Source organism: Hyphobacterium sp. (genome assembly GCF_965229905.1).
Lineage (GTDB): Bacteria > Pseudomonadota > Alphaproteobacteria > Caulobacterales > Maricaulaceae > Hyphobacterium.
In genome coordinates this window covers 2,319,878-2,346,040 of the sequence record NZ_OZ245930.1, presented here as the reverse complement: position 1 = coordinate 2,346,040, position 26,163 = coordinate 2,319,878, and the positions used below count along the sequence as shown (strand labels likewise).

Here is a 26,163-nt window from a genome sequence, read left to right as displayed (position 1 = left end):
TTGGTCGCGAGAGCGGTCCTCGCGGATTGCGGCGGAATATAGAGTCCTCGACCGGCCCTGTCAGGCCGATTTCAGTGCCTTTTTGTCGCATACGTGTCCCCGTACGGAATGTCGATGAAAAACATCTGCTTTATCCGGCAATTTTCAATCACCGGTGCATCTGGTATTATGACTGCCGGATCGGTCACCGCGCTGGTTCGAGGGAGGCAGAAATGTACACGATTTTCCTCGCGGGAATCGCCGCGTCGATCATGGCATGTTCCGCATCTGCGCAGGCGCAGGTCGTGATTGGCAACACACCCGCAGCCCAGTGTTTCGAAAACGCCGTCTGGCGGCGTTCATTTTCTGGGGCCCTGAATCCTTGCGACGCCGCCTTGGACTCCAATGACCTGACAACGCGCGACCGCCAGCGCACCTGGGTAAACCGCGCGGTCATCAATTTGCATCTCGAGCGGCCGGAAGATGCGCTGCACGATCTCGATCGGGCTGTCGAGGCTGGTTTCGACGCGCCGGAGATCGACATGAACCGGTCGGCCGCGCTGATCCGCCTCGGCCTGTATGAAGAAGCCGTCGAGGCGGCCACACGGGCCCTTGAAGGCGGGCTCAACGATATCGAGAAAGCCTATTTCAATCGCGCCGTGGCTTACGAACGCATGGGCTTCATTTCCAACGCCTATGATGATTTCCGCGCGGCCGCCGCGGCCGCCCCGAATTGGCGTCAGGCGCGCGAACAACTCGAGCGTTTCAGCGTCAGCAGCGGCAGCTGACACCCACACCGGACATGTAATCCTGGGCTCGCAAGGCGCGCTGGGCATCGCTATGTCTAGATCAGGCCTTCAGGAGTTCTTTCATGTCCAGCGATCCGTTCAGCCCGTTCCAGTTTGACGCGGACCAAGCCGTCAAGGCGTTTTCGGACTCGCTTGCCGGCGCCGAGGACGGCGAACTGTTTCTCGAACATGGCACCTCGGAGACGCTGGTCTTCGACGACGGCCGGCTGAAAACGGCCTCCTTCGATGCGATTCGCGGCTTCGGCCTGCGCTGCGTCTCCGGAGAAGCGGTCGGTTATGCGCACTCCAGCGACCCGACGCTCGACGCCGTCAAGCGGGCCGCCGCTGTGGTCGGCGCCGCTCGCGAAGGGCGCTCGGCGAATCTGTCCGGAGCCCCGAAACGCACCAATCGCCATCTCTACGACGCGCTCGATCCGGTCAGCGAGCCGGGCTTCGAGGCCAAGTCCGCCCTGCTGCAGGAGATCGACGCCTATCTCCGGGCAAAAGATCCGGAAGTCGTTCAGGTGTCCGCCTCGATCGCCGGATCGCGGCGCGCCATCGGCATTCTGCGCCCGGACGGTAATCTCAACACGGATGACCGGCCGCTCGTCCGCTTGAACATTTCCGTGACCGTTGAACGCAATGGCCGCCGGGAATCCGGTAGCACGGGCGCGGGCGGCCGCGACGCTTTCGAGGCCTGGCTGAAACCCGAAGCCTGGAAGGCGATGGCCGACGAGGCGCTTCGTATTGCCCGCGTCAATCTTCAGGCTGTCGATATCAAAGCCGGGCAGATGGATGTCGTGCTCGGCCCGGGCTGGCCGGCCGTATTGCTGCACGAGGCCGTCGGCCACGGACTTGAAGGGGACTTCAACCGCAAGGGCACATCGGCCTTCGCCGGCAAGATCGGCCAGCAGGTCGCGGCCAAGGGCGTGACTGTTATTGATGACGGGACGATGGAAAAGCGGCGCGGCTCGCTGACGATTGATGACGAAGGCACGCCGACGGAACGCACCGTGTTGATCGAGGACGGCATTCTCGTCGGCTACATGCAGGACCGGCAGAATGCGCGGCTGATGGGCATGACCCCGACCGGAAACGGGCGGCGCGAATCCTATGCGCACATGCCGATGCCGCGGATGACCAACACCTACATGCTGGCCGGCGAACACGATCCTGCCGAAATGCTCGAAAGTCTCGAAGACGGGCTCTATGCCGTCGGTTTCGGCGGCGGGCAGGTCGACATCACATCCGGGAAGTTCGTCTTCCAATGCACCGAAGCCTATCGCGTGAAAAACGGGAAGATCGCCGAACCGGTGAAGGGCGCGACCCTGATCGGTGACGGTCCGACCGCGCTCACCAAGGTCTCGATGATCGGGAACGATTTCTCGATGGATCCCGGCATTGGCGTCTGTGGCAAGGCCGGTCAGGGAGTCCCGGTTGGCGTCGGACAACCCTCGCTGAAGATCGCCGGGTTGACCGTCGGCGGCGCCGGCTGACGGATCACTCGCAGCTTGGTGATTGAAATTACCGGCATTTAATTCAGTTACCCGCAAGACCCGTTAGATTGTCTCCCATTCGGGCGGGGGGCCTGAACAGGGATAGGGTTTCATGCGAGGGAAACTTATAGCAGGCGCTGCGGCACTGGCCGCAGGGCTGCTGCCGTCCGGAATGGGTTGGGCACAGGCCGATTTCGACACATCTCATGCCGGCGAATCGAACACCGGCGCAATCGTCGGATTCGGAACCGAATTCTTCACCGCTTTCAATCCGGTCACCGCACTGGACATGGTCAACCGCGTGCCCGGGTTTTCGCTGTCGTCGGGCGATACGGGCCGCCGCGGCCTGGCGGATTCCTTTGGCAACCTGCTCATCGACGGCCGCCGTCCCTCCAACAAGACGATCCCGCTCGAAACCGTGTTGCAACGGATTTCAGCGGAGGATGTCGAGCGGGTCGAGCTGGTCCGTGAACCCGTCCCGCAATACGAAATGCGCGGTCACGCCCGGCTCGTGAATGTCATCCTCCGCGAAGGCGCTGGCGCGTCCGGCTCATGGAGCGCGCGCCTCAATCATTTCGACGGCTCGCGGCTCGGCGCAGTGGGCGAGATCGCCTACTCGTTTACGCAAGGCGAGACGGATATCAATCTTGGCCTGGAAGCTATCCTGCGCGGTCCACGCAACCGCCGGGACGAGTCGCTGTTTGATGCCAGCGGAGGCTTGGTCGAAACACGCTACGATCATGAACAACGCCGTTACTGGGAGTATATTGGCACCGCTTCTGTGACCCGGCAGGTGACGCCGGACACGCGTGTTCAGATCGATGGCCGCTTCTTTACGTGGGAATGGCGGCGCCATCAGTATTCGCTGGTCAGTGGTTACGCGACCGGCTCACCGGTACTGACGCGCTTCGAAGCCTCGAACACCACCAATTACGGCAGCGGCGGTTCACTGACCGGCACCGTAAATCACGATTTCACCGACAATCTGGCCTCGACAACGACCGTCTTGTGGCGCCGCTCTTTCTACCGCGATGGCGCGGAGCCGTTTGAGACCTACGATCCTGGCAATTTCGTCGAGGCCTTCATCGTTTCGGTCGACGGCGACAATTCCGAACAAGTGGTCCGGCAAGCCCTCAACTGGACCGTCAACGACCGTCACACGGTCGAGTTTGGCGCGGAAGCCGCCAATAACTGGCGGGAAACCCTGCTCCAGGTCGATTATGACAACGGTACCACTGTCACGCCGCTCGACCTGCCGGTCGCCGATTCGCGCGTCGAAGAGCGCCGCGCCGAGCTCTTCGTCAACCATGTCTGGACCATCAACGACGAATTCAATCTCGAATCCGGGCTGCGCTACGAATTTTCGGAAATTGAACAGACCGGCGACTCCGAACAGTCGCGACGCTTTTCCTATCCCAAGCCGTCGGTCACGCTCACCTGGCAGGCCAATGAGGTCACCAGCTTCCGGGTCGCGGGCCGGCGCGATGTCGATCAGCTCAATTTCGACAAGTTCGCCAGTTCAATCGATATCGCCGACAACAATGCGGTGGTCGGCAATCCGGACTATGAACCGGAGCAGACCTGGACGCTGGAAGCCGAAGTCGAGCGGCGCTTCGGCGAATCCGGATCCTTTACCTTCCGCATCGGCCAGGACTGGATCGAGGGCGTCGACGATTTCATCTCCGTGGTCACGCCGACCGGCGTGTTCGATGCGCCGGGAAATATCGGCGACGGCACGATTTTCCGCCTGACCTGGGAGACATCGCTCCCGCTCGATTCGATTGGCCTATCGAATGCCGTGCTCGACGGTTTTCTGGAGTGGTACAACACGAATATTTTCGACGATCTGACCCAGCAGGACCGGCACCTTTCGGAGTTTCGTGAATGGGAGTTGCGGCTAGATTACCGGCAGTCCTTCCCGGCACTCGATCTCGCCTGGGGCTGGGATTATTTCTGGCTGTCGGATGGCGAGGTCTTCCGCGCCAGCGAATACCGTCTCGAAGGATTCACTGACGGCGATCTCGACATATATGTCGAAACCACGCGCTGGGCCGGGCTGACGGCGCGGATCGGTGTCGATGGCGCTTTCGATCGAGGCAACACGCGCCAACGCATATTCTATAATGGCTCCCGCGCGCTCGGCGTTGTGAATGCGGTGGAATACCAGCGTCGACGGTTCGGGCCACTGTTCTATTTTGAACTCCGCGGGACATTCTAGGCGCTGACAACTTCGTGTATTCGGCGTGACCGCCTTTTCGCACTAGCTTGTCGTTAAGGAGGAACAGATGCGCAAATTCATCGCGGCAGCCTGCCTTGGCCTCGCGCTTGGGACTTCGGCCTGGGCCGATCCGGAAATCGAATTGCGGCAGGCCTATAGCGGCCACTACGTCATCCCGACAACCATTGGCGGGCAAGGTCCCTACCCCTTCATCCTGGATACGGGCGCCAATCATACAGCGCTCCTTGAAGCCCTGGCCTATCAGCTGGGTTTGTCATTCGCCGACGGCACGCCCGACACCTTCTACGGGCTGACCGGGGCCGGACCGACCGTCATCCTGGGTGTATCGCGCATCGATTTTGGCGCCGGCCCGGCACCGGTCGAGCGGGCCATCACGATTGACGCCGATATCAACGCCAATCTGGTCGCTTTCGGCATCCTCGGCACCGATGCTTTCGGCGACAGCCGGCTGGAGATCGACCTCCGCGACTATGTCATCCGGATCGATCCGAGTTCCGAATGGGAAACCGCCGACTTTGCCGGCGTGATCGATAATATCGGCATGATGCGCGTGATGGGGTCGGTCAACGGGATCGAAACCGTCTTTATCGTCGACACGGGCGCCACGCGGAGCTTCATCAACGAAGCGCTGGCCGACGCGGTCATGACGGATCGCCAAGTGCGCAATATCGAGGTTTTCGGTCTCGGACCGCAATCCGGCCAGGCCGGCGAAATGGGTATTGGCACGGTGCGGTTCTCCGGTCTTTGCATCCGCAATGCCCGTGCCCTGGCCACCGATTTCCCGATCTTCGAAACACTGGGTCTCGCCGATACACCCGCCATGATCGTCGGTCTCGACATGCTCGATCACGGGGTGATCAGGATCGACTTCGCGGCTTCGCAGTTCCGGGTCGAATCCTCCGCCGCTTGCCGCCGCCGCTCGTCGAGCCTGTTCGAGCGCAATCTGATCCACGAACGCTGGAACCGGTAATCGCCGCAAGACACAAAAAAGCCACCGCGCATCATCACGCGGTGGCTTTCTTTTAGGCGCAGACCGCCCGGCTCACGGCGCGCCGGATGTCCGGTCCATCGACGGACCGCCGGCTTCGGTATCCTCCGGGTGCGGCTCCAACGTGCCATCCGCATTGCCCATCAGCTTTTTGATGATCGGCGAGATCAGCAACATGAACAGGGCGATACCCATCGCGATCAGGCCAACCTGCGTATAAACCGCACTGTATGTGGCCTTGGCCGCCGCAACATCCGTCAACTGGCCGCCTATCGTTTCGGCGCCCGTGGTCGATGCAATTATGCCCGCCAGGAAGTTCGACAGGCCCGAATAGAGGAACCAGGCGCCCATCGTCATACCCACGACGCGCGCTGGCGCCAGCTTTGTCACGGCCGACAGGCCAACCGGCGACAGCATCAGCTCGCCCATTGTGTGGACCCAGTAGATCAGGAAGATGAAGTAGACCGCCGTCATGCCCGCCGTGCCGCTGACATTCATGCCCAGCACGAGCGCCAGGAAGCCGAGCCCGACCAAGAAGACGCCACCGGCAAACTTCACCGGCGTCGATGGATTCATCCGCCGCTTGGCGAGGAAGATCCACAGCCACGCTACCAGCGGCGCGAAGATGAAGATGAAACCCGCATTGAGTGCCTGGAAGACCGGCGCCGGCACTTCCCAGCCGAACATGCTGCGATCGACCAGGCGGTCGGTGAACAGGTTCAGCGATGAACCGGCCTGCTCAAACAACGCCCAGAACGGGATCTGCGCCAGCACGAAATAGATCGCCGCAAACATCTGCCCGCGTTCCTGCCCGTGGGTCTTCATGAAGGCATAGCCGACGAGGAAGACCAGCATGATGATGCCCAACGGGCCCAGCACACCGCCCATATATTGCGGGTTCATCACGGCCAGCATCGAGATGCCGATGATCGCCAGCCCGGCCAGATAGCAGGCCCATTCCACATTGAGCGGGCCGAAAACCTTTTTCTTGAGCTTCTCGGCGTCCGGAGGGTCGGCCCGGCCTTCCAGCCAGTGCTGGAAGAACAGGAAGGTCAGAAGGCCCGCGAGCATGCCGATCCCGGCCAGGCCAAACCCCCATTTCCAGCCATAGACGATACCAATGATGCCGACCGTGATCGAGGACAGGAAGGAGCCCAGATTGATGCCCATATAGAACAGGGTGAAGCCGGAATCCCGCCGCGTATCGCCCAGCCCGTAAAGCGTGCCGACAATGGTCGAGATATTGGCTTTCAGAAAGCCGACCCCGGCAATGATCAGTGCCAGGGCGAGATAGAGGATGTTGACGTAGAGCGCCTCTTGCTCGATGCGGGTCATGTCACCGGAGATTTCGAAGCTCGCCGGGAGACCGACCGCGGCCGGATCGGCAACATTTGCGGTCGTTCCGCCATCGCTATAGGTGATGATCGACTGCCCGCTCTCGGAAACAATGATGGAATTGACGTTTGCACCGCTGCCGCGACCGTCCTGGGTAATCTCGTATTCTGCGCCCTCATAGGTCAGAATCTCGCGCGATCCCGAGCCTTCGAGCGCCATCATGCCGTGCCCCAGCACCAACAAGATGGCGCCGAATGTGACGGCCTTGCGCTGTCCGAGATAGCGGTCCGCCAGCGTGCCGCCGATAATCGTCATCACATAGACCAGCGCCGTATACGCGCCGTAGATCAGCGTCGATTGCTGGTCGGAAAACAGGAAATGCTGGGTCAGGTAGATGATCAGCAGGCCGCGCATCCCATAATAGGAAAAACGCTCCCACATCTCGGTGAAGAACAGGATGGCCAGCCCCTTGGGATGGCCGAAAAAGCTGGTGTCCCGCGATGCAGGCACCGCTGAAGCGGTTGTGTCAGTCAATGCATCCTCCCCGATGCCGGCCCTCGCCGGTTGTCGGGGCGCACTTGATCACGGCGTCAACAGCCACTCAAGGGAGAACCTGTCACGAAACTGTCAGTAGGCGCAGTCGGTAAAAGCCGGCTCGACCGAGTGTTCCCAGCCTGAATGATAGCGCTGCAGAAGGTCTTCCGCCGGGCTCCGTCCGCTGTCCGCAATGGCTTCGAGATCGTCGAGGAACACCGCTTCATTCTCGCCATGCCCGTTCAGCTTGGCCCGGGCGCGCAGCCCGCTGCGGGATATCGCCAAGACTTGCTTGGCGATGCCCTGAAGCGTCGTGTTCCGGAACGGCGTTTTCAGCGCGGTGCGCGCCGCGCCAAGACGCAGCGCCTCGCGTTCCTCGGCGCTCCAGTCCTTGACCAGCTGCCAGGCCGCTTCCAGTGACGCGTCGTCATAGAGGATCCCGGCCCACAAGGCCGGCAATGCGCACAGGCGGTTCCACGGACCGCCATCCGCGCCGCGCATTTCCAGGAATGTCTTGAGCCGGACCTCGGGAAAAATCGTCGACAGGTGATCGTCGAAATCCTCGATGGTCGCGCGCTCGCCGGGCAAGGCCGGCAGCTTTCGGGCGATGAAATCGCGGAAGCTCTGCCCGGTCGCATCGATAAAGGCACCTTTCCGTTTGACGAAATACATCGGCACGTCGAGCGCATAGTCGACATAGCGCTCGAACCCCATCCCGTCCTCGAACACGAAGGGCAGCATGCCGGTGCGGTCATTATCGGTGTCGGTCCAGATGTGGGCCCGGTAGGAAAGGAAACCGTTCGGCCGGCCATCGGCGAAAGGCGAATTGGCGAACAGCGCCGTCGCCACTGGCTGCAGCGCCAGCGACACGCGGAACATCTTCACCATCGTCGCTTCGCTGTCGAAGTCGAGATTGACCTGCACGGTGCAGGACCGGAACATCATCTGGTGGCCGAGTTTTCCGACCTTGGGCATGTAGGCCTTCATCAGGCCATAGCGGCCCTTTGGCATCAGCGGCGTGTCTTCCAGCGACCATTTCGGCGAAAAGCCGAGACCGAGGAAACCGGCGCCGATCTCGTCGGCGACCGACTTCACCTCTTTCAGATGGCCATTCACTTCGGAACAGGTCTGGTGAACGTTCTCAAGCGGCGCGCCGGACAGTTCGAACTGGCCGCCGGGCTCCAGGCTGACGCTGGCGCCTTCGCGTTTGAGCGCGATCGGCTTGCCGTTTTCAAGCACCGGTTCCCAGCCGAAACGGGTCAGCCCTTCCAGCATTTTCCGAACGGTCGGTCCCTCGCCCTCATAAGGCAAAGGCTGGTGGTCTTTCAGGGTGAAACCGAACTTCTCGTGCTCGGTGCCGAGCCGCCATTGATCGCGCGGCTTGCAGCCCCTGGCGAGGTGCGCCGCCATTTGTTCGGTGCTTTCGATGACCGCTCCGCCACCGCCGTCAGAATAGGATCCGCTCAATGGATTGCCGCTCCCCTCGTCCTGACCGCCTAGTTAGGAGCCTGCGCTCCGAGCGGCAAGGCAAAGCCGTCAGTTTTCACGCGCTTGTGCACGCGCCGCCCAATCGCCGCGCAGCGCCTGGAACAGCGTCAACGCCGCAACAGCCGCTGTATCGGCGCGCAGAATTCGCGGCCCGAGCGAGACCGGCACAGAGCTCGGCAGCGCCCGGATCCGTTCGCGCTCTTCGGGCGAAAACCCGCCCTCCGGTCCGATCAGGATCGAAACGCCGCCATCGGCCAAACCGGCCAGGGCGTCGGGCATCAGCGGCGCGTCGCCCGCCTCGTCGCAAAAGATCAGCGGACGGCCGGACGGCCAGTCCGACAGACAGGTATCGAGCTGCACGGCGTCCGCAATCTCGGGAAGATCGAGCCGCTCGGTCTGCTCCGCAGCCTCCTTGGCCAGCGCGCGGAGCCGGTCGGTGCGGACCTTGCCGGCGATGGTCCGGTGCGTGATCACGGGCCGGATCGCACGCACACCCAGCTCCGTGGCTTTTTCCACAATGAAATCGGTGCGGTTTTTCTTCACGGGCGCAAACAGGAGGTCGAGATCGGGCACCTTTGCGGGAGGCCGCAACTGGCCGGCGACGTCGAGGGTCGCCTGCTTGCGGTCGGCGGCCGTGACGACGGCCGACCACTCGCCGTCTTCAGCATTGAAAAGCCGCACTTTTTCGCCTTCGCGCCGGCGCATGACCGAGATCAGGTAGTGGCTCTCGTCACGTCCCAGCTGGAGCCGAGCACCGTTGATCAGTTTTTCCGGGCAATACAAACGGGGATCTGACATGTCCGAGCGGGTAAGCAGTAGATCCGGCGCCGTCAACACTCTTGCCTCCGCGCCCCGTCACGGGGCATCTATCCCTATGCCAATCTCCGCCGATCGACGCGTCGCAGACAGCTTGCCCAAAACCTGGGTCGACCGGGCGCCGGCGCAATTCCGTCCGTTTCTGCGTTTGGCGCGCTATGACCGGCCGATCGGATTTTGGCTGCTCGCCATTCCCTGTTGGACCGGCGTTTTGCTGGCGCGCCTCGCAAGTGGCGATCCGGCCCGGCTGACCGATCTGGGATGGGCGGCGCTGTTTGCCGTCGGCGCGATCGCCATGCGCGGCGCCGGCTGCACCTATAACGACATTATCGATCGCGATCTCGACCGCAGGGTCGCCCGGACCGCCGACCGGCCGCTGGCTGCGGGCACAATATCGCTGCGCGCCGCCTGGCTGTTTCTGCTCGCCCAGTGCCTTGTCGGCTTCATCGTCCTGATGCAGCTGCCGGGACTGGCGCGATGGGTGGCACTGGGCGCACTGGTATTGGTGGCCGCCTATCCCTTCATGAAGCGGATCACTTGGTGGCCGCAGGCCTGGCTCGGCCTGACCTTCAACTGGGGTGTGCTGGTCGGCTACGCGACGATCGCCGGCCATCTCGATGCCGCGGCCATCGCGCTTTATGTCTCCGGCTTTTTCTGGACGCTTGGCTATGACACGATTTACGCCTGTCAGGACATGGAAGACGACGCCATGGTGGGCGTCAAATCGACAGCGCTCGCTTTGCAATCGCATTTGACGCTCTGGCTCTGGGGCTTCTATGGCGCAGCCGCTGTATTGGTGGCACTGGCGGCCGTGCTGGCAGGAGCACCGCTGTGGCTCTCCCTGCTCATCCTGCCCTACGCTTTCCATCTCTTTGATCAGATCCGGAAAACCGACCCGCACGACGGGGCGGCCTGCCTCGCCGTTTTCAAGAGCAACCGGACCACCGGACTGCTTCTCGCATTGGCATTTCTTTTCAGTTCATTCATTTGACCTTTGGACACCCGCGTGGCGGGATGGATATCGGGCGGCGCTGTTCAAGCGTCAGTTTAGGGAGGCAGATCATGGCAAGTCGGCTACTGGCCGTTCTCGGCGCCTGCGTGCTTGCAGCGTGCAGTCAACCGGCCGCTGACCGGAGTTCCGGCCCGGCGGATGCATCGACGACCGATCCGGTCCCGTCAGGCATCCAGGTCGATGTCAGCTATCACACGCTCGACAACGGGCTGCGGGTTGTCCTGTCAGAAGATCCGACCGTCCCGACAGCCACCGTCGCGGTTTACTATGGCGTCGGTTTCCGCAACGAGCCGCGCAACCGGACCGGTTTCGCGCATCTGTTCGAACACCTCATGTTCCAGGGCTCGGAGAACCTGCCAAAGGGCGATTTCGATTCCCTGATTTACGGTTCGGGGGGCGTCAATAATGGCTCCACGCGGTTCGATTTCACCAACTATTACGAGGTTGTGCCCTCGAACGCGCTGGAAGCGGTGATCTGGGCCGAAGGCGATCGCATGCGCGCGCCGATCATCGATCAGGAAGTGCTGGAGAACCAGCAGGGCGTGGTCGAGAACGAAGTGCTCGTGAACGTCATCAACCAGCCTTATGGCGGCTGGATCTGGATCGACCTGCCGATGCTTGCCAACGAAAACTGGCACAATGCCCACAATTTCTACGGCGACCTGGAAGACATCCGCGCGGCAAATCTCGAAGATGTTCAAGCCTTCTTCGACACGTATTACGCGCCCAACAACGCGGTCATCGTTGTCGCCGGTGACATCGATGCCGATGAAACACTGGCCTGGATAGAAAGAGAATTCGGCGGCATCCAGTCCAGCCCGCAGCCGGATCCGATTGATGTTTCCGAGCCGCGCCAGGAAGAAGAGAAATTCGGCGAGATTTTTGACCGCCTGGCCCCGCAGCCGGCGCTCGGCTTCGGCTATCACATGCCGGAACGCGGATCGCCGGAATACTATGCTATGGCCGTGCTCGATCAGATCCTGGTGCAAGGCGATGACAGCTTGCTGAACCAGCGGCTGATCAATGAGGAAGGCTATGCCTCCGGCGTGTTTGGCGGCATCAATCTTCTCGGCAACATGTACAATTACAACGGCCCGATGCTGTGGTCCGTCGGCATGATCCACGACGATGCCTACACCCATGAGGAAATCATGGGCAGCGTCGACGAGGTCATCGAGGGCTTGCGCACCGAGCCCGTCACCCAGGAACAGCTCGACCGCGCGATCACCAAGCTACGGTCGCAATTCTACGATATCGTCGATTCCTCGACGCGCTTCGGCTTGGTCGATCTGCTGGCGGTCTTTGCCCTGTTCGATGACGATCCGAGCCGGATCAACCGGATCGAGGAAGGCTTCGACCAGGTCACGCCGGAACTCGTTCTCGCCACCGCGCAGGAATATCTGCGCCCGACAAACCGGTCGGTGCTCCGCGTCATTCCGGATCCGGACGGCAGTCTCGGCGGCGACGCCGAAAACGAAGAGTGATCGGGAGGACATGACCATGATCGGAACGACACTGAAAATCCTCGCCGCCGGCGCCCTGGCCTTGGCCACGTCGAGCGCTATCGCCCAGCAAAGCACGCGGCCGGACATCGGCCCGGCGCCGGCGTTCGAGCTGCCCTCGACGACCACCATCGAACTGGATAACGGGCTGCAGGCGACCTTCATTGATTTCGGCCTCGCGCCGAAGGTGAACATCGTCATCAACGTGATGGCCGGGAATGTCTTCGACGGCGAAGCGACCTACATGGCCGATCTCGTGGCGGCGATGATGGAAGAAGGCGCCGGCGGTGAAAGCCCGGAGTCCATCGCCCAGGCGTTTGCCTCCATGGGCGGCGATCTGTCGGTCGGCGTCGGCATGCACACGGCGAATTTTTCTTCGAACGTCCTGTCCGAATTCGGACCCGAAGCCATCAGCCGGATTGCCACGGTGATGCGGCAGCCGGATTTCCCGGACTCCGAGTTCAGCCGTGTGCTGCAGAACGAGATCCGCAACATGACCGTCGCCCGCTCGCAGCCGGGCCCCGTCGCGACCGAAGCCTATGTCGGCCTGCTCTATGGCGACGAGCATCCTTACGGACAGGGGCTGCCGGACGTCGGCCAGATGGACAGCTACACGCTTGACCAGGTCCGCGCCTTCTACGATGAGCATTTCGGCGCTGCGCGCACCCACATCTACATCGCCGGGCGGTTTGATCATGACGAGATGGAAGCGGCGATCCGCGACGCCTTCGGTGATTGGGAGGCCGGGAACCCGGTCGATATCCCCGAAGCCAGCCCCCGGACCGGCCCGCTGGTCCGGCTCATAGACCGCCCGGGGGCGCCGCAGACCACGATCCGGCTCGGTGTGCCGGTCGCGCCGATCGGAACCGAAGACGCCTATGCGCTGACCGTGATGAACGCCCTGCTCGGCGGGTCCTTCACCTCGCGCCTGACCCGCAATCTCCGGGAAACCAACGGCTGGACCTATTCCCCGGGCTCCGGGATCACCAACCGGTTCGGCTCGTCCTACTGGACGTTCAATGCCGACATCATCACGGAGCACACGGTCGAGGCCTTCACCGAGATATTCAGCGAGATCCAGACATTGCAGCTCAACGCCCCGCCGGCTGACGAGGCCAACGGCATGCGCACTTGGATCGGCGGAATCTTCATCCTGCAGAACGCCTCGACCGGAGGCCTGATCAGCCAGTTGATCAACCAGCATTTTCACGGCCTGCCCGATGATTATCTGGAGAATTATGTCGGCCGCATCAACGAGGTCTCGAATGCCGAAATCTCCGCCGTCGCGGCGGAATATCTGCAGCCGGACCGCATGGTGCTGGTGGTCGTGGGCGATCTGGCATCGATCGAGGACGGGCTTCGGGCCTTCCCGCAACTCGCCGACGCGGAGTTTGTCGAAGCTGCGCCCTAGCGGGTAACAGGCGGGGCCTAGCGAGCCGCAGCGATCGCATACCGGCACATTGTCACCGGGATTTCTTTCGGAACCGAAAGAATCGCGCGATTATTCCGCCATGGCCAAGGTTCGCGCCGTTGACCGGCGGTTATTCCTGTTGATCGAGATCGCGGCGCGGCGCCTGAACCGCGAGGCCGACCGGCGGCTGAAAGCCGGTGCCGGCGTTTCCGCGGCCCAAGCAAGCGTGCTGTTTCTCCTGCAAAGACGCGGCGACCGCCGCATGGGCGCCTTGAGCAAAACGCTGTCCCTGAACCCGCCCGCCGTGACCGGCTTGGTCGACCGCATGGTCAAGGCAGGTCTGGTGACCAAAGCCGCCGATACCCGCGACCGGCGCGGCGCCATGGTCACGCTAACAGACAGCGGTCGGGTGGCGGCCGATAAGGCCGACGCCATCCTGCGCGCACTGAACACGGAACTCGAAGCCCGCCTCGGTGACGAGGTCTCGGATGTCCTCCACGATGCGCTGACACAGATCGCGGTCGACGAAAGTTGACGCTGACGCGAACTGGATTTGCGCCGCCGACTTGCCTAGAGAGACCGCATCAGCAATCGCGGAGCCGCTTCATGAGTCAGCTTGTCTCGATCGATACGTCCGAGGGCGTCCGGACCATCCGGTGGAATCGTCCCGAAAAGAAGAATGCGCTTCTGCGCGAAATGTACTCGGCCGCCGCCGAGGCGATCGAGACCGGCGAAGACGATCGCGATGTTCGCGTCTTCGTGCTCGGCGGAACGCCCGGCCTGTTCACGGCCGGAAACGATCTGATCGACTTCATGGAAGCGCCGCCTCATATCGGCGGCTCAGGCGACATGCCGCCCGTCGAACGCTTCATGCGCGCCCTCATGTCCGCAAAGAAGCCGATAATCGCTGAAGTGGACGGGCTCGCCATCGGAATCGGTACGACGCTTCTGATGCATTGCGACCTCGCCTACGCATCCGATAACGCCGCATTCAAAACACCCTTCGTCGATCTGGCACTGGCGCCCGAATTTGCCTCCAGCCTCTTTTTCCCGGCGCGGCTCGGCCGGTCGGCAGCGTCCGACCTGCTCATGCTCGGCTCCACCTGGGACGCAGCGCGTGCGAAGGAAGCCGGTCTCATCGTCGATGTTTTCCCGTCGGAAAACCTGTCCGCCGAAGTACGCAAGCGCGCCCTGATCCTGGCAGCCAAATCGCCGGGCGCCGTCCGGACCGCCAAGGAGCTGATGCAGGCGCCCGAGGAATCGGCAGAACAGCGCATGCGGCGCGAAGGCGCACTCTTCGCCGACATGCTGTCCTCACCGGAATTCGCCGAAGCCGTGACCGCCTTCATGGAACGGCGCGCCCCTGATTTCTCGAAGTTCGGCTGATGGGCAAGGGCGCGCATTCCTATCTCGACGATCCGCGCAATGCGGAGATCAATGTCTGGATCAATGGCGCCCTCTATCCGCGCAACGAGGCCAGGGTATCGGTCCTTGATTCCGGTTTCGTCCTGGGTGACGGGGTCTGGGAGGGCTTGCGGGTCCACAATGGCAAAATCGCCTTCCTCGATCGCCATCTCGACCGGCTGGAGGAGGGCGCGAAAGCCCTTGATTACGATCTCGGCCTGTCGCGCGAGGCATTGACGAAAGCGCTCTATGAGACGCTCGACGCCAACAACATGTTGGCCGGTGATGGCGTCCATATCCGCCTGATGACCACGCGCGGACTCAAGGCCACGCCGTATCAGGATCCGCGGGTGACCATTTCACCGGCCACCATCGTCATCCTGCCGGAATGGAAAAAGCCGGATCCGGCTGTGGCCAGGACAGGGCTGAGCCTGTTCACGGTCCATGTCCGGCGCGGCTATCCCGACGTGCAGGATCAGAAACTCAACTCGCATTCCAAGATCAATTGCATCACCGCCTGCATCCAGGCCACCAAGGCCGGGGCAGACGAAGCCCTGATGCTCGATCCGCACGGCTTCGTGGCAACCTGCAATTCGACGCACTTCTTCATTGTTCGAAAAGGCGAGGTCTGGACCTCGACCGGCGATTATTGTCTGGGCGGCGTCACACGCGGCGTCATCATCGAGATCTGCCGCGCGGCCGGGATTCCGGTGTTTGAAAAGAATTTCACCCTGACGCAGGTCTATTCCGCGGACGAAGCCTTCACCACGGGGACTTTTGCCGGTCTGGTGCCGGTCACCGAAGTCGATGGCCGCCGGATCAGCGAGGGGCGTGGCCCCATGGTCGAACGCCTGCAGGCGCTCTATGCGGAAAAGATCGCAAAGGAATGAGCGGCACAATCCGCATCTGCCTGTGGTCGGGCCCGCGCAATATCTCGACCGCGACGATGCGCGCTTTTGAAAACCGCTCCGATTGCGAGGTCTGGGACGAGCCCTTTTATGGTCCCTATCTCGCGGAAACCGGGCTCGAACATCCCGGCCGCGAGGACATCCTGAAATCCGTCCCCCTTGATGCCGGCGATATCGCCCGGCGCTGCGCCGGGGACGCGCCCGGCGGCGCACCGATCTTCTTCCAGAAACACATGTGCCAGCACATGCTCGAGACGATCCCGCGCGACTGGATGGCCGCCTGCCGCCACATCTTCCTGATCCGCGATCCGGCCGAAGTCGCGGCCAGTTTCGCGGCCACCGCCGGAAGTGTCACCGCGGACGATATCGGCGCCGCCCGCCAGTCCGAGCTGTATGAATATGCCAGCCAGCTCACCGGCCGCGCCTGGCCGGTGATCGAAGGCCGGGACGTGCTGGAAAATCCGCGCGGCCTGCTCACCGCGCTCTGCCGCGAAATTGGCATTACCTTTGACGACGCCATGTTGTCCTGGTCACCAGGCCCGCGCGACAGCGACGGGGTCTGGGCGCCCTGGTGGTATGAGCGCGTGGCCGCGTCGACGGGATTCGAACCGCCCCAGGACAGCCCGCACGACCTGCCGGAATCGGCCTGTGGCGTCGTCAAGGCTTGCCGCCCGCACTATGAAAAACTGCGCCAGAAAAAGCTGACGGCCTAGCCGTCCTGGCCCTGTACGACTTCCTCGTGGGAATATTCGAACGGATCGGCCTGAGCGGCGGCGGAAAAACCGGCGAACCCGGCCACGAACATGATGAGGTGTTTCATTGCGTCCCCCTGTTTTGACAGTTTGTCGCGGCTGGGATGAAATCAACGAGTGAATAACCGGAAAAGCGGTTCACAACCGTGTGAGGATAAATATGAGCGATCTCGACGTCCGGCACGAAACCGGCGAAACCCGCGGACGGTTCGTCATTGATCTCGGTGACGGCAAGGAAGCCGAGCTGACCTATTCGCGCGCCGGCACCAGCCGCTGGATTGCAGATCATACGGGCGTGCCGCGCTCGCACGAAGGACAGGGGCTCGGCAGCCAGCTCGTCCGGGCCTTGATTGCCGCCGCGAGAACCGAAGGCGTGAAGATCGTCCCGCTTTGTCCGTATATTAGGGCGTGGGTCAGGAAGCATCCCGAAGAGTCGGCTATTTTCGACTAGCAAGGGGCAGACCGGGGACTGTTATGACTATTTTGCGTTGGATCGGTATCGCTGTCGCAGCGATCATTCTCGCGGGCCTTGTCTGGCTCAATACATCACCCATTGGCCGCATCTACCTGCCGGCCGCCACCGGCATCACCGCCAAGCAGGTCTGTTCGCTGACCTTCGTTTCCGGGCTTGAGCCGGATCGGGCGCGCGCGCTTTATGTCGACCCGTTGCTGGGCGGGGCAGCGGCCCTCGTCAGCGCCCGGGTCGACTCCGGCGACAACAGCGTACATTCGCGCGTGCTGGGTCTCTGGCACCAGGAAGCCGTTTATCGCGAAGGCCATGGCTGCACGCTTGATCACCGCCGCATCGACAGCTTCGACCCTGCGCTGACCGCCCCTGCCCAGCCGGCATTCCAGCCCTTCGAACTCGATACCGCCCATCGCGATGCCAACTTCGATACCGCAGCCTTGCAGGCGGCGGTCGACGGCGCCTTCGACCCGGCCGATGCCGATCCCAATCGCAATACGCTGGCCGTCGCCGTCTTCCATCAGGGCCGGCTGGTCGCCGAACGTTATGCGCCGGGCGTGACCCGCGACAGCCGGCTGCATGGCTGGTCGATGACCAAGTCGATGATCGCCACGCTGGCCGGGGTGATGGTCGAAGACGGCGAGATCGACCTCTATGCGCCGGACCAGATCGACGGGCTGAATGAATGGCGGCCCGAGCTGTCCCACATCTCGCTGAATAACCTCTTACGTATGTCCTACGGCCTCGCTGCGGCCGAGTTGAACAATGGCTTTGATCCGAATACCGACATGCTGATGACGGAATCGAACATGCCCCGCTTTGCCGCCACGCGGGATCAGCTCCACGAACCCGGCGCGCACTGGCAATACATGTCCGCCAACACCATCCTGGCGACGCACGCCCTGCAGATGCGGCTCGGCGATTCGCTCAACGAGCAGACCGCCGCGCTGCGCGAGCGCCTTTTCCACCCGCTGGGCATCTACTCCGCCGTGTTGGAACCGGACGAAAGCGGCACCTGGCAGGGCTCGTCCTATCTCTACATGACGCCGCACGACTGGGCGCGGCTGGGCATGCTCTATCTCGATGACGGCATGGCCGGCGGCGAACGCCTGATCCCGGCCAACTGGTATGACTTCATCTCCACGCCGACGCCCGGCTCGGGCGAGGAATATGGCGCGGGATTCTGGCTGCCACTCGCGGCGACGGGCCTGCCGGACAATGCCGTGATGATGAGCGGTTTCCAGGGCCAATGGGGCTATGTCATGCCCGACCAGGACTTGATGGTGGTCCGCTTTGGCGCGACCAACCGGACCAATTCGCGCTCCGGCTCCTTGGCGGCGGGTGTGTTGGACGCCCTGCGGGACGCGCCGGCCGGGGATGGCTAGAAAACATTCACCGCGCTGAAGAACTAGCCGGCGGTGCCACAGGCCTCGGTGCGCAATAGCGCGGCACGGGCCTCGCCGATGACCGCGCCGATGTTCGATTCGTCGAAGGCATTGCTGGTGACAACGATGACGCAATCAGGCTGCGGCTGCCACTCGACATAGGCGACGAAAACCAGATTGCCCCCGGAATGATAGATACGGCGTGCCGCGCCCTCCCCGAGCACATTCCAGCCATAGCCGTATGATAGGCCCCGCTCGGCGTCCCGGACCGAATGCGGCGCGAACAGCAGGGCCTATGGGCTTCGTCCAGCACGCCGCCGCCCGTGAGCGCGAGTGTCCAGCGATAAAGAGCGTCCGCCGTCGTCAGCAATCCGCCATTGCCACGCAGATTCCAGGAGGGGCCATCCTCCAGCCAGGGCTGTTCGCTTGGCCGTCCCTGAGCCTCGCCGCCGCGATAGCCGATGGCCTCGACCCGGTCGTCGGGCAGGTTCCGGTAACCGATGTCGCCGATACCGGCGGGCGCCAGCAGCCGCGTCTGGACGAACGACTCGAAATCCTCGCCGCTGCGCATCTCGATGATACGGGCTGCCATGGAATAGCCGGGGTTCGAATAATGGAAGGTCCCTGGCGCGACTTCGCTTGTATCAGCGGTCGCCAGCCAGGCCGAGAAGGCGCTCCTGTCGACGGGATCGTAATCGCCACCGGAATACTGTGGCAGCCCGGCGGTGTGGACTAGAAGATCGTGAACCGTCCGTCCGGCAATGTCGCGCGGCAGGGTTTCGAAGAAGGCCGACAGCGGCTCCTGAAGCGACAAACGTCCCTCCCCGGCCAGCAACACGACGCCTGCCGCGGTGATCTGCTTGGTCAGCGACCCCATGTCGAACAGGGTTTCCGGCGTGACAGGCACCTGCCCGGCCCGGTCCGCTAGCCCGCGGCTAGCTTGCACCAGGATCCCGTCTCGGTGGCCGATAACAATCTGGCCTGAAAAGCTCTCCGGCAAATCAAGCGGGAGATTGTCATCCGGAAGGTTGGCCGCCCCGTCCAGCAGGGCCGCCAGCATCAGGCAAGCTGAAATGATCACCTGAAGTCTCCTTCGCTGCCAGCCGCCACATTGGCTTGAACCAGTTGTTCATTTATCGTTGTTTTTATGAACAAGAGTCAATGGTCGGCGTTTATGAGCTCAAGCGAAAGTGAATTCTGGATCGTCTCGGCGGACCAACTCGCCTGCCTGGCGTCGCGCACGCGGCAGGCTTTGCTTGACCTCGTGGCGACGTTCGGGCCGGTTTCGGCGGCGGATCTTGCCCGGCTCTCCGGTCTGCGGCGGACCACGCTGTACCAGCATATCGATCAGCTGAGCGCGGTCGGGCTGGTGCTCGCCAGGGGCCACCGGGGCCAGGGCAACCGGTCGGAGAAGATGTATTCCACCCCCGCCCGCCGCATGCGCCTCGCCCGCGCCCTTGCCGACGACCGGCACAACGCCGCGGCCGGCCGCATTGCTGCGGGACTATTGCGCCAGACGCAACGGGACATCTCGGCCGGCCTCAACAATCCGCGCAAACAGGCGCTCGGCCCGGACACCAACCTTCTGTTCCACCGTTTTGTCGGCGCACCCCCGCCAGAGAATCTGACGGAAATCAATAAGAAGATTGAAGAATTGAAAGCCTTGATGACCGGCACGGACCCCGCCTCCGGTCCCGCCGTGGCCGTAACCGTGACGATGACACCGGTCGATCGTATCTGACAATCGGAGCCGATCACCGCGCTGGAAGATCAATCCCGCGGCCGCTGCCAGCCATTCGTGTCGGTCTGCCGCAATATCCGGTCAAATGGGCCGGGAACGGTGCTTTCAGCCTTGCGCATCCATTCATCCAGGCATTTGTGCTGCGCGCGTAGATGCTGCAGGTGTCGGCGCGCCGACCGCGAATTCGCCATGATCAGCGCCAGCCCGATCGCCACGAGAATGATGCCAAACGGTAGGGGCGACAGCGTCAGCGGCAGGCCGATCAGGATCAGCGTCCAGCCCAGCAATTGATAGAGCAGCGACATGCGGCGTGTCCTCCGCTGAAGGAACGAGTGGCTCGCCGCTTCGGTTCCATTCGCCGCAGGCGCAGCGCTGGACAATTCCGGCCAGAACCGCAGATTGACCGGCAATCACGAGGATGCCGGTCATGGCCTATAAATCCCTGCGCGACTTCATCGATTGGCTCGAGGAAAGAGGCGATCTCAAGCGCATCACCGCGCCGGTCTCCTCCGAGCTGGAAATGACCGAGATTCACCGCCGCGTCCTGCACGCGGGCGGCCCGGCCCTGTTGTTTGAAAACGTTATCAACGAGAAGGGCGAGCGGTCCGCCATGCCGGTCCTCGCCAATCTGTTCGGCACCGTTCAGCGGGTCGCCAATGCGGTGACGCTGGGCGGCGAGCCGCGCTCGACGCCCGAGGAACTTCGCGAGGTTGGCGAACTGCTCGCCTTCCTGCGCCAGCCCGAACCGCCGCGAGGCATCAAGGATGCGCTGTCCATGCTGCCGCTGGCCAAGACCGTGATGAGCATGCGCCCGAAATCCGTCAGCAAGGCGCCCTGCCAGGAGGTCGTGCTGACCGGCGATGACATCGACCTCGACCGGATTCCGATCCAGACCTGCTGGCCGGGCGAGCCCGCACCGCTGATCACCTGGCCGCTCGTCGTCACCAAGGGGCCATCGGACTCCCGCGAAGACGATTTCAATCTCGGCATCTACCGCATGCAGAAGCTGGGCAAGGACACAACGCTGATGCGCTGGCTGAAACATCGCGGCGGCGCCCAGCAATACCAGCGCTGGAAAAAGGAAAAGCCGGACCCCCTGCCCGCCGCGGCGGTCCTTGGCGCCGATCCGGGGACAATTCTCGCCGCCGTCACACCGGTGCCGGACACGCTGTCGGAATACCAGTTCGCCGGACTTCTAAGGGGCGCCAAGGCCGAACTCGTCGATTGCAAGACTGTGCCGCTGAAAGTCCCGGCCCAGGCCGAGATCGTGCTCGAAGGCCATGTCATGCTCGACGAGTATGGCGATGAAGGCCCCTATGGCGATCACACAGGTTATTACAACTCGGTCGAGCCCTTCCCGGTCTTCAAGATCAGCGCCATCACCATGCGCGAAAAGCCGATCTATCTTTCCACCTATACCGGCCGCCCGCCGGACGAGCCGAGCGTGCTCGGCGAGGCGCTGAACGAGGTCTTCATCCCCCTCTTCCAGCAACAGTTTCCGGAAGTCGTGGACTTCTGGCTGCCGCCGGAGGGCTGTTCCTACCGCATCGCCGTCGTCTCGATGAAGAAGGCCTATGCCGGCCATGCCAAGCGGGTCATGCTCGGCGTCTGGTCCTATCTGCGCCAATTCATGTACACGAAATGGGTGATCGTCGTGGACGACGACATCGACGCGCGCGACTGGAAGGACGTGATGTGGGCGGTCTCGACCCGCATGGACCCGGCGCGCGATTGCACGATCATCGAGAACACGCCGATCGACTATCTCGACTTCGCCTCTCCGGTTTCCGGCCTCGGCTCCAAAATCGGCCTGGATGCCACCAACAAGCTGCCCGGCGAAACCAATCGCGAATGGGGCGACAAGCTCGACATGGATGAAGCGACGAAGAAGCGGGTGGACGAGATGTGGGGGGAGTTGGGATTGTAGACCATTACGAAGCTCCCACATTATGTTAGAATTTGAGATCGACCTTGGAGGTTCGTGATGGCCAAATACACGCTTCGTGTTCACAAGAATGGCAAGCTCGCTGGCAAGGAAGCCAAGCGGGATGGCTTTGTGACGCGCGTCGAGGTCGACGGGAAACAGCGCCAGATCGTCAATGTGAAAACGCAAAGCGCCACCTTCGCGAGCGAACTCCAATACGGCGTGGCGAAGAGCGTCCGCGCCGCCCGCCGCAGGTCTGAAGCCAAGAAGCCCGCCTAATTGGCGGCCGATCTATATAAGAGCGTCCGGCCGTCGCTCTGGATCATCGCGGGCGCCAACGGATCAGGCAAAACCTCGTCGTTCGAACAGACCCGATTGGATGCGCCACGCGGCACGATCTGGATCATCAATCCTGACGCGCTGGCGAGACGGATATTCGAGACCGAGATCGGGCAAGCCGACGAAGCCAATCTCGAGGCTGTAAAGCGGATCGAAAATTGGCTTTACGCATCGGTCGACGCCCATCAATCCATTGGGGTCGAGACGGTCCTCTCGACAACGAAGTATCAGGCGCTGGTCGAAGCCGCTCAGGCCAAGGGCTACGAAGTCGCCCTGTTCTACGTTTATCTGGAAACTGAAGATTTGAATGTCAGTCGTGTTGCAAAACGCGTGAAAGCCGGCGGACACGACGTGCCCGAACAGAAGATCCGAGATCGCCGGAAGCGGTCACTCGAAAATTTCAGTTGGTTCTTCGATCGAGCGGACAGAGCGTATATTTTCGATAATTCACGGTCCGCACCGGCCTTGGTCTGCAAGAAAGAGAATCTCGAGATCGATATCTATGGCGAGCTTCTGCCCATTCTATCGAACGCCATTCAATCCCTGTTGAACGACGAGCATTGAACGGACTCGCGCGATCCTAGCCAGCCGCATCTCCACGAAGCGCGGGCCACTTCGACATTCGCCCCTCGTCCTGCGACCCGTGAGGTTCACGGGCGCCGCATTGGTCGGCGCCGGTCTCGACTTCGAGAATGGGGCGACAAGCTCGACATGGACGCGGCGACGAAAAAGCGCCTCGACGAAATGTGGGAGGCGATTGGGGCTTTAATTCAGCCCCAATTCGCCCTGGGATCCGCCCTAACCTGCTTCCGCCTCTTTAAGCGGTTTCAGCCACAACAAGGCAAACCCCGCCACGAAAAACCAGAGAATGAAGCCGAGCCCGAACACCATCGTGGCCGCGGATAAGGCCGGGATCGTCGAGATAATCCCGGCGCCGCCGACGAGAACGCCCAACAGGTTGACGGCGAGCGGCAGGGCCTTGGTTTTGAGGCCCGCGAGGCTCAACAGAAAAATCCACATCCCCCCGGTGATTTCATTGCCGCCGCCCAGGCCCGAACTGACGACAATCACCGCACGCCAGAGCGTCGCCGCGGCGTCCATGTCCTCAGCCGAAAGCCGGACAATCTGCGCAATCCCGATATTAATCAGCATGCCGGTGGCCAGGATAAGCCCCGCCCAGATCAGCCCGAAGGCCGACGCGGTCTGGCCCAGCGCCCCGCTGGCCGACAGCCGCCGGTGCAGCCCGATGACGAGGAGCACCATCAGTATAGCGTTGAGGACATAGATAATCTGGTTCCAGACCGTCATCAGATCCATGTTCCCGGCGAGGAATTGGACATGCTGTTCGGCGGGAACCGACGAGCTGCCATATTGCGCGGGCCCGAGGATCGAGAAATAGACCCAGAACCCGATGATGTATGTTGCGCCCGCGCCGATCGCCGCGAGACCGCTGACTTTCTGAAAACTCATTGTGTTTGCCTTTCGTGAATGCCCGGCGGCGCCATCTTCGCGGGCAGCCGCCTGTGTTTGCTTTTTTGATGTTTGAAGGGCCTCACCCCGGCACAGCGCGGCGGAACCGGGTCCGCACCGCATAGACGACGGTCCAGCCGACCACCGCCAGAACCGGAAGGGTGAGGAAGACGGGCGTTCGCAACGCGTCCGGCAGCACATGGTTGTTGCCGAAAAAGAAGATGCCGGTGGCGAGGAAGAAGGAAAATCCCATCCGCCATAAATGCCGCGTCAAGCGGAGGTGCGGTTGCGGGAGGGACTTTCGTGCGAAAATTACATCCAGCGCACACAGGACGGCCGCCACACCGGCGAGCCCATAAAAGGCGCCCGGCGGTAAATCGTTCAGCATGCCGTCCGGACTTGCGGCGGCCAGTAGGCCACCGGCGACACCGCCGAACGCGATCAAAGCCGATGAAAAGGGCGCGCCTCGCGTTATCCAGCGGGCCGGACGGTCCTGATATCGGGCCGCCGCCCAACCGGTCATCAGCGCATGAAAGCTGATCGCGGACAAAAACACCGTGAACAGGATTTCGCGCGACAGGCTCATCCAGAGCCCGCTCAGCGTCAGCAATCCCATCGTGATCACGAACAGCGCTCCCGCCTTGCGATGCACAGGGCGGCCCTTGCGGGCGGCGAAAGCCGCAAAGCCAGCGGCAATCGCCCCACATCCAATCCAGAAGTGGAGGCCGCCCAGAATGTCCGGTTCCGTCATGTCGTATCCGTCAGGTCAGCCTGTTCAAGGAATGCGATGTGCACCCGCACGGGTCTCAATGGCCGGCTCTGACGTCCGTGTCGTCCGCGCGGGACGGCTCGGACACATCCGGCGGCGCAGAACGTTGATCGGGGAATGGGCCTCCTCTAGACCACTGGCATGCAAGCAGATGGCATCGTCCTGCTTTCCGCCCTGGTGACCGGAATCGCCCTGGCAGGCGCCCTGGCCGGCGTTCGAACGTCTCCGGCCGGAGCGAACCGCCGGTATTTACTGATCGTCTTCGGATTGATGGCGGGCCTGTGCGCCCTGCCCATGGCCACGGCCGTTCAGCCGGCGGTCTATACCTTTTACATGCCCGCGCTTTTGCCGCTGATGTTCAGCCTGCCGGTCGCGGTGTATCGCTATGCCAAAAGCCTGCTGGCAGACGGCACACAGACCGGATACCGGCTGCGGGATGCCCTTCTGCCGCTCGCAGGTGCGGGGGTGATGGCCGGATACTGGCTGCTGCCGTCAACGGCTCGCACGACGCTGTTCGTCAATGGCGAACTCCCGGACGGGCCCGCCCCTTCCATCCTGACGCTGCTGACCTTTGCCCTGATCTTCATTTGGGTGCTGGCCTCTGCGGCCTACCTGATCGCCACCCTGCGAACGCTTGCGCGCTACCGTGCCCGGCTCAAATCCTTCTACTCGAACACGGAATCCTATGATCTGCGCTGGATTGACGGGCTGTTGGTCCTGCTGGTGGCGCTCTGGGGGGCCGCGGCGATCACCCTCATCAATGATAATCTGTCATTGGGTTTTCTGACCCCCAACAGCCTCGTCCTTGTGCTGGCCGGCGGAGTGCTGTTCACGCTGATCGCCTTTGCTATCGCACCGCCGCCGCCCGAGCTTTCAGAGACGGACAGTCCTGTGTCCGGCGCAGAGCCCCATGAAAAATACGCGCGGTCAGCGCTCTCCGGGGACCGGTCAGAGAAGATCGCCGAACGCTTGCTCAAGGCCATGCGCACAGAGCAGCTCTATCTGGACCCCAACCTGTCGCTCATGAAGCTCTCCAAACATGTCAGCACGCCGCCCAACCTGGTATCGCAAACCCTGAACGAGCAGCTGGGCGTCAATTTTTTCGATTTTGTCGCCCGCTGGCGGATCGAAGACGCAAAATCCCGGATCCTCACCCACAAGGACTCCGTGTTTAACATCGCCCTGGATGTCGGCTTCAACTCCCGTTCGACCTTCTACAAGGCGTTCAAACGTGAGACCGGCCAGACGCCCAGGGAATTCAGCCGCGCAGCCGGCGGCGCCAAATCGATGCCGCTGTCTTCTTAGACGCTCGGCAATGCGTCGTCCGGCCAATTCACGCCCGCCCGTTTCCACTTAGACTCCTGAACCGCCGCCCGGTGGGCGGGGAACTGTAGTCGTCGCAGTAGTAGTAGTAGGA

The 26,163-nt window shown here is 62.3% G+C and carries 25 protein-coding genes; 18 read left to right on the top strand and 7 right to left on the bottom strand.

Annotated features, from left to right (window positions below; all coding sequences use genetic code 11):
- Positions 1 to 212: 212 nt before the first annotated feature.
- The 4 genes from ACO08C_RS11660 (at position 213) to ACO08C_RS11645 (ending at position 5,472) form a co-directional block, all read left to right on the top strand.
- Positions 213 to 767, top strand: a complete 555-nt coding sequence (locus ACO08C_RS11660) for a hypothetical protein (protein ID WP_421785792.1) — start codon at positions 213 to 215, stop codon at positions 765 to 767.
- A gap of 83 nt (positions 768 to 850) precedes the next feature.
- Positions 851 to 2,263 (top strand): metalloprotease TldD, encoded by a 1,413-nt coding sequence (gene tldD, locus ACO08C_RS11655; protein ID WP_421785791.1) that lies wholly within the window; start codon positions 851 to 853, stop codon positions 2,261 to 2,263.
- A gap of 112 nt (positions 2,264 to 2,375) precedes the next feature.
- A complete protein-coding gene (locus ACO08C_RS11650; RefSeq protein ID WP_421785789.1) occupies positions 2,376 to 4,481 on the top strand; it encodes a TonB-dependent receptor plug domain-containing protein in 2,106 nt (701 codons plus the stop codon).
- A gap of 67 nt (positions 4,482 to 4,548) precedes the next feature.
- On the top strand, positions 4,549 to 5,472 hold the full coding sequence (locus tag ACO08C_RS11645; protein WP_421785787.1) for an aspartyl protease family protein: 924 nt from the start codon (positions 4,549 to 4,551) through the stop codon (positions 5,470 to 5,472).
- Between the two features lie 72 nt (positions 5,473 to 5,544).
- Here ACO08C_RS11645 and ACO08C_RS11640 read toward each other — a convergent pair whose 3' ends face one another.
- The 3 genes from ACO08C_RS11640 to ACO08C_RS11630 form a co-directional block, all read right to left on the bottom strand.
- Positions 5,545 to 7,266, bottom strand: coding sequence for a peptide MFS transporter (locus ACO08C_RS11640; protein WP_421788712.1), 1,722 nt, complete (start codon positions 7,264 to 7,266; stop codon positions 5,545 to 5,547).
- Between the two features lie 186 nt (positions 7,267 to 7,452).
- A complete protein-coding gene (locus ACO08C_RS11635; RefSeq protein WP_421785786.1) occupies positions 7,453 to 8,826 on the bottom strand; it encodes a glutamate--cysteine ligase in 1,374 nt (457 codons plus the stop codon).
- Between the two features lie 69 nt (positions 8,827 to 8,895).
- Positions 8,896 to 9,684: a 16S rRNA (uracil(1498)-N(3))-methyltransferase gene (locus ACO08C_RS11630; protein ID WP_421785785.1), complete on the bottom strand. Its 789-nt coding sequence runs from the start codon at positions 9,682 to 9,684 to the stop codon at positions 8,896 to 8,898.
- A gap of 73 nt (positions 9,685 to 9,757) precedes the next feature.
- Here ACO08C_RS11630 and ubiA point away from each other — a divergent pair, with 73 nt between their 5' ends.
- The 9 genes from ubiA (at position 9,758) to ACO08C_RS11585 (ending at position 18,503) form a co-directional block, all read left to right on the top strand.
- Positions 9,758 to 10,654 carry a 4-hydroxybenzoate octaprenyltransferase gene (gene ubiA, locus ACO08C_RS11625; protein WP_421785783.1) on the top strand — a complete coding sequence of 299 codons (897 nt, stop codon included), beginning with the start codon at positions 9,758 to 9,760 and terminating at the stop codon, positions 10,652 to 10,654.
- 71 nt (positions 10,655 to 10,725) lie between these two features.
- Positions 10,726 to 12,159 carry a M16 family metallopeptidase gene (locus tag ACO08C_RS11620; RefSeq protein WP_421785782.1) on the top strand — a complete coding sequence of 478 codons (1,434 nt, stop codon included), beginning with the start codon at positions 10,726 to 10,728 and terminating at the stop codon, positions 12,157 to 12,159.
- A gap of 16 nt (positions 12,160 to 12,175) precedes the next feature.
- The gene (locus tag ACO08C_RS11615; protein ID WP_421785780.1) at positions 12,176 to 13,588 is read left to right on the top strand and encodes a M16 family metallopeptidase; all 1,413 of its coding nucleotides are present in this window, start codon (positions 12,176 to 12,178) and stop codon (positions 13,586 to 13,588) included.
- Positions 13,589 to 13,688: 100 nt separating this feature from the next.
- Complete coding sequence (locus ACO08C_RS11610; RefSeq protein WP_421785778.1) at positions 13,689 to 14,123, top strand: MarR family winged helix-turn-helix transcriptional regulator; 435 nt, start codon at positions 13,689 to 13,691, stop codon at positions 14,121 to 14,123.
- A gap of 71 nt (positions 14,124 to 14,194) precedes the next feature.
- A complete protein-coding gene (locus tag ACO08C_RS11605; RefSeq protein WP_421785776.1) occupies positions 14,195 to 14,974 on the top strand; it encodes an enoyl-CoA hydratase in 780 nt (259 codons plus the stop codon).
- A complete protein-coding gene (locus ACO08C_RS11600; protein WP_421785774.1) occupies positions 14,974 to 15,882 on the top strand; it encodes an aminotransferase class IV in 909 nt (302 codons plus the stop codon). The genes ACO08C_RS11605 and ACO08C_RS11600 overlap by 1 nt, the downstream gene beginning before the upstream one ends.
- Positions 15,879 to 16,613, top strand: a complete 735-nt coding sequence (locus tag ACO08C_RS11595; RefSeq protein WP_421785772.1) for an HAD family hydrolase — start codon at positions 15,879 to 15,881, stop codon at positions 16,611 to 16,613. The genes ACO08C_RS11600 and ACO08C_RS11595 overlap by 4 nt, the downstream gene beginning before the upstream one ends.
- A gap of 199 nt (positions 16,614 to 16,812) precedes the next feature.
- On the top strand, positions 16,813 to 17,103 hold the full coding sequence (locus ACO08C_RS11590) for a GNAT family N-acetyltransferase (RefSeq protein ID WP_421785771.1): 291 nt from the start codon (positions 16,813 to 16,815) through the stop codon (positions 17,101 to 17,103).
- Between the two features lie 23 nt (positions 17,104 to 17,126).
- Positions 17,127 to 18,503, top strand: a complete 1,377-nt coding sequence (locus tag ACO08C_RS11585) for a serine hydrolase domain-containing protein (protein ID WP_421785769.1) — start codon at positions 17,127 to 17,129, stop codon at positions 18,501 to 18,503.
- A 7-nt stretch (positions 18,504 to 18,510) separates the two neighbouring features.
- Here the strand turns inward: ACO08C_RS11585 and ACO08C_RS11580 are convergent, their stop codons facing one another.
- Complete coding sequence (locus tag ACO08C_RS11580; protein ID WP_421785767.1) at positions 18,511 to 19,584, bottom strand: serine hydrolase domain-containing protein; 1,074 nt, start codon at positions 19,582 to 19,584, stop codon at positions 18,511 to 18,513.
- Positions 19,585 to 19,677: 93 nt separating this feature from the next.
- On the opposite strand from ACO08C_RS11580, the gene ACO08C_RS11575 reads away from it, so the two are divergent.
- Positions 19,678 to 20,244, top strand: coding sequence for a helix-turn-helix domain-containing protein (locus ACO08C_RS11575; protein WP_421785765.1), 567 nt, complete (start codon positions 19,678 to 19,680; stop codon positions 20,242 to 20,244).
- A 29-nt stretch (positions 20,245 to 20,273) separates the two neighbouring features.
- On the opposite strand, the gene ACO08C_RS11570 is transcribed toward ACO08C_RS11575, so the two are convergent.
- Positions 20,274 to 20,549, bottom strand: a complete 276-nt coding sequence (locus tag ACO08C_RS11570; protein WP_421785764.1) for a hypothetical protein — start codon at positions 20,547 to 20,549, stop codon at positions 20,274 to 20,276.
- A gap of 122 nt (positions 20,550 to 20,671) precedes the next feature.
- Here ACO08C_RS11570 and ACO08C_RS11565 point away from each other — a divergent pair, with 122 nt between their 5' ends.
- Genes ACO08C_RS11565 through ACO08C_RS11555 form a run of 3 tightly spaced genes read left to right on the top strand, consistent with a single transcriptional unit; the run spans position 20,672 to position 23,071 of the window.
- Positions 20,672 to 22,171, top strand: a complete 1,500-nt coding sequence (locus ACO08C_RS11565; protein ID WP_421785762.1) for a UbiD family decarboxylase — start codon at positions 20,672 to 20,674, stop codon at positions 22,169 to 22,171.
- 57 nt (positions 22,172 to 22,228) lie between these two features.
- Entirely contained in the window at positions 22,229 to 22,447 is a 219-nt protein-coding gene (locus tag ACO08C_RS11560) for a hypothetical protein (RefSeq protein ID WP_421785760.1), read from the top strand.
- Positions 22,448 to 23,071 (top strand): zeta toxin family protein, encoded by a 624-nt coding sequence (locus ACO08C_RS11555; RefSeq protein ID WP_421785759.1) that lies wholly within the window; start codon positions 22,448 to 22,450, stop codon positions 23,069 to 23,071.
- Positions 23,072 to 23,305: 234 nt separating this feature from the next.
- Here ACO08C_RS11555 and ACO08C_RS11550 read toward each other — a convergent pair whose 3' ends face one another.
- Entirely contained in the window at positions 23,306 to 23,977 is a 672-nt protein-coding gene (locus ACO08C_RS11550) for a DUF4386 domain-containing protein (protein ID WP_421785757.1), read from the bottom strand.
- An 82-nt stretch (positions 23,978 to 24,059) separates the two neighbouring features.
- A complete protein-coding gene (locus ACO08C_RS11545) occupies positions 24,060 to 24,728 on the bottom strand; it encodes a hypothetical protein (RefSeq protein WP_421785756.1) in 669 nt (222 codons plus the stop codon).
- 159 nt (positions 24,729 to 24,887) lie between these two features.
- Between ACO08C_RS11545 and ACO08C_RS11540 the strand changes: the two genes are divergently transcribed.
- A complete protein-coding gene (locus ACO08C_RS11540) occupies positions 24,888 to 26,051 on the top strand; it encodes a helix-turn-helix domain-containing protein (RefSeq protein ID WP_421785754.1) in 1,164 nt (387 codons plus the stop codon).
- Positions 26,052 to 26,163 lie beyond the last annotated feature (112 nt).

Bases quoted from the DNA above. Each gene is read 5' to 3' on its own strand.
- ACO08C_RS11660 (WP_421785792.1), top strand. From the start codon at position 213: ATGTACACGATTTTCCTCGCGGGAATCGCCGCGTCGATCATGGCATGT.
- tldD (WP_421785791.1), top strand. From the start codon at position 851: ATGTCCAGCGATCCGTTCAGCCCGTTCCAGTTTGACGCGGACCAAGCC.
- ACO08C_RS11650 (WP_421785789.1), top strand. From the start codon at position 2,376: ATGCGAGGGAAACTTATAGCAGGCGCTGCGGCACTGGCCGCAGGGCTG.
- ACO08C_RS11645 (WP_421785787.1), top strand. From the start codon at position 4,549: ATGCGCAAATTCATCGCGGCAGCCTGCCTTGGCCTCGCGCTTGGGACT.
- ACO08C_RS11640 (WP_421788712.1), bottom strand. From the start codon at position 7,266: ATGTGGGAGCGTTTTTCCTATTATGGGATGCGCGGCCTGCTGATCATC.
- ACO08C_RS11620 (WP_421785782.1), top strand. From the start codon at position 10,726: ATGGCAAGTCGGCTACTGGCCGTTCTCGGCGCCTGCGTGCTTGCAGCG.
- ACO08C_RS11615 (WP_421785780.1), top strand. From the start codon at position 12,176: ATGATCGGAACGACACTGAAAATCCTCGCCGCCGGCGCCCTGGCCTTG.
- ACO08C_RS11610 (WP_421785778.1), top strand. From the start codon at position 13,689: ATGGCCAAGGTTCGCGCCGTTGACCGGCGGTTATTCCTGTTGATCGAG.
- ACO08C_RS11605 (WP_421785776.1), top strand. From the start codon at position 14,195: ATGAGTCAGCTTGTCTCGATCGATACGTCCGAGGGCGTCCGGACCATC.
- ACO08C_RS11600 (WP_421785774.1), top strand. From the start codon at position 14,974: ATGGGCAAGGGCGCGCATTCCTATCTCGACGATCCGCGCAATGCGGAG.
- ACO08C_RS11595 (WP_421785772.1), top strand. From the start codon at position 15,879: ATGAGCGGCACAATCCGCATCTGCCTGTGGTCGGGCCCGCGCAATATC.
- ACO08C_RS11590 (WP_421785771.1), top strand. From the start codon at position 16,813: ATGAGCGATCTCGACGTCCGGCACGAAACCGGCGAAACCCGCGGACGG.
- ACO08C_RS11585 (WP_421785769.1), top strand. From the start codon at position 17,127: ATGACTATTTTGCGTTGGATCGGTATCGCTGTCGCAGCGATCATTCTC.
- ACO08C_RS11575 (WP_421785765.1), top strand. From the start codon at position 19,678: ATGAGCTCAAGCGAAAGTGAATTCTGGATCGTCTCGGCGGACCAACTC.
- ACO08C_RS11570 (WP_421785764.1), bottom strand. From the start codon at position 20,549: ATGTCGCTGCTCTATCAATTGCTGGGCTGGACGCTGATCCTGATCGGC.
- ACO08C_RS11565 (WP_421785762.1), top strand. From the start codon at position 20,672: ATGGCCTATAAATCCCTGCGCGACTTCATCGATTGGCTCGAGGAAAGA.
- ACO08C_RS11560 (WP_421785760.1), top strand. From the start codon at position 22,229: ATGGCCAAATACACGCTTCGTGTTCACAAGAATGGCAAGCTCGCTGGC.
- ACO08C_RS11550 (WP_421785757.1), bottom strand. From the start codon at position 23,977: ATGAGTTTTCAGAAAGTCAGCGGTCTCGCGGCGATCGGCGCGGGCGCA.
- ACO08C_RS11545 (WP_421785756.1), bottom strand. From the start codon at position 24,728: ATGACGGAACCGGACATTCTGGGCGGCCTCCACTTCTGGATTGGATGT.
- ACO08C_RS11540 (WP_421785754.1), top strand. From the start codon at position 24,888: ATGCAAGCAGATGGCATCGTCCTGCTTTCCGCCCTGGTGACCGGAATC.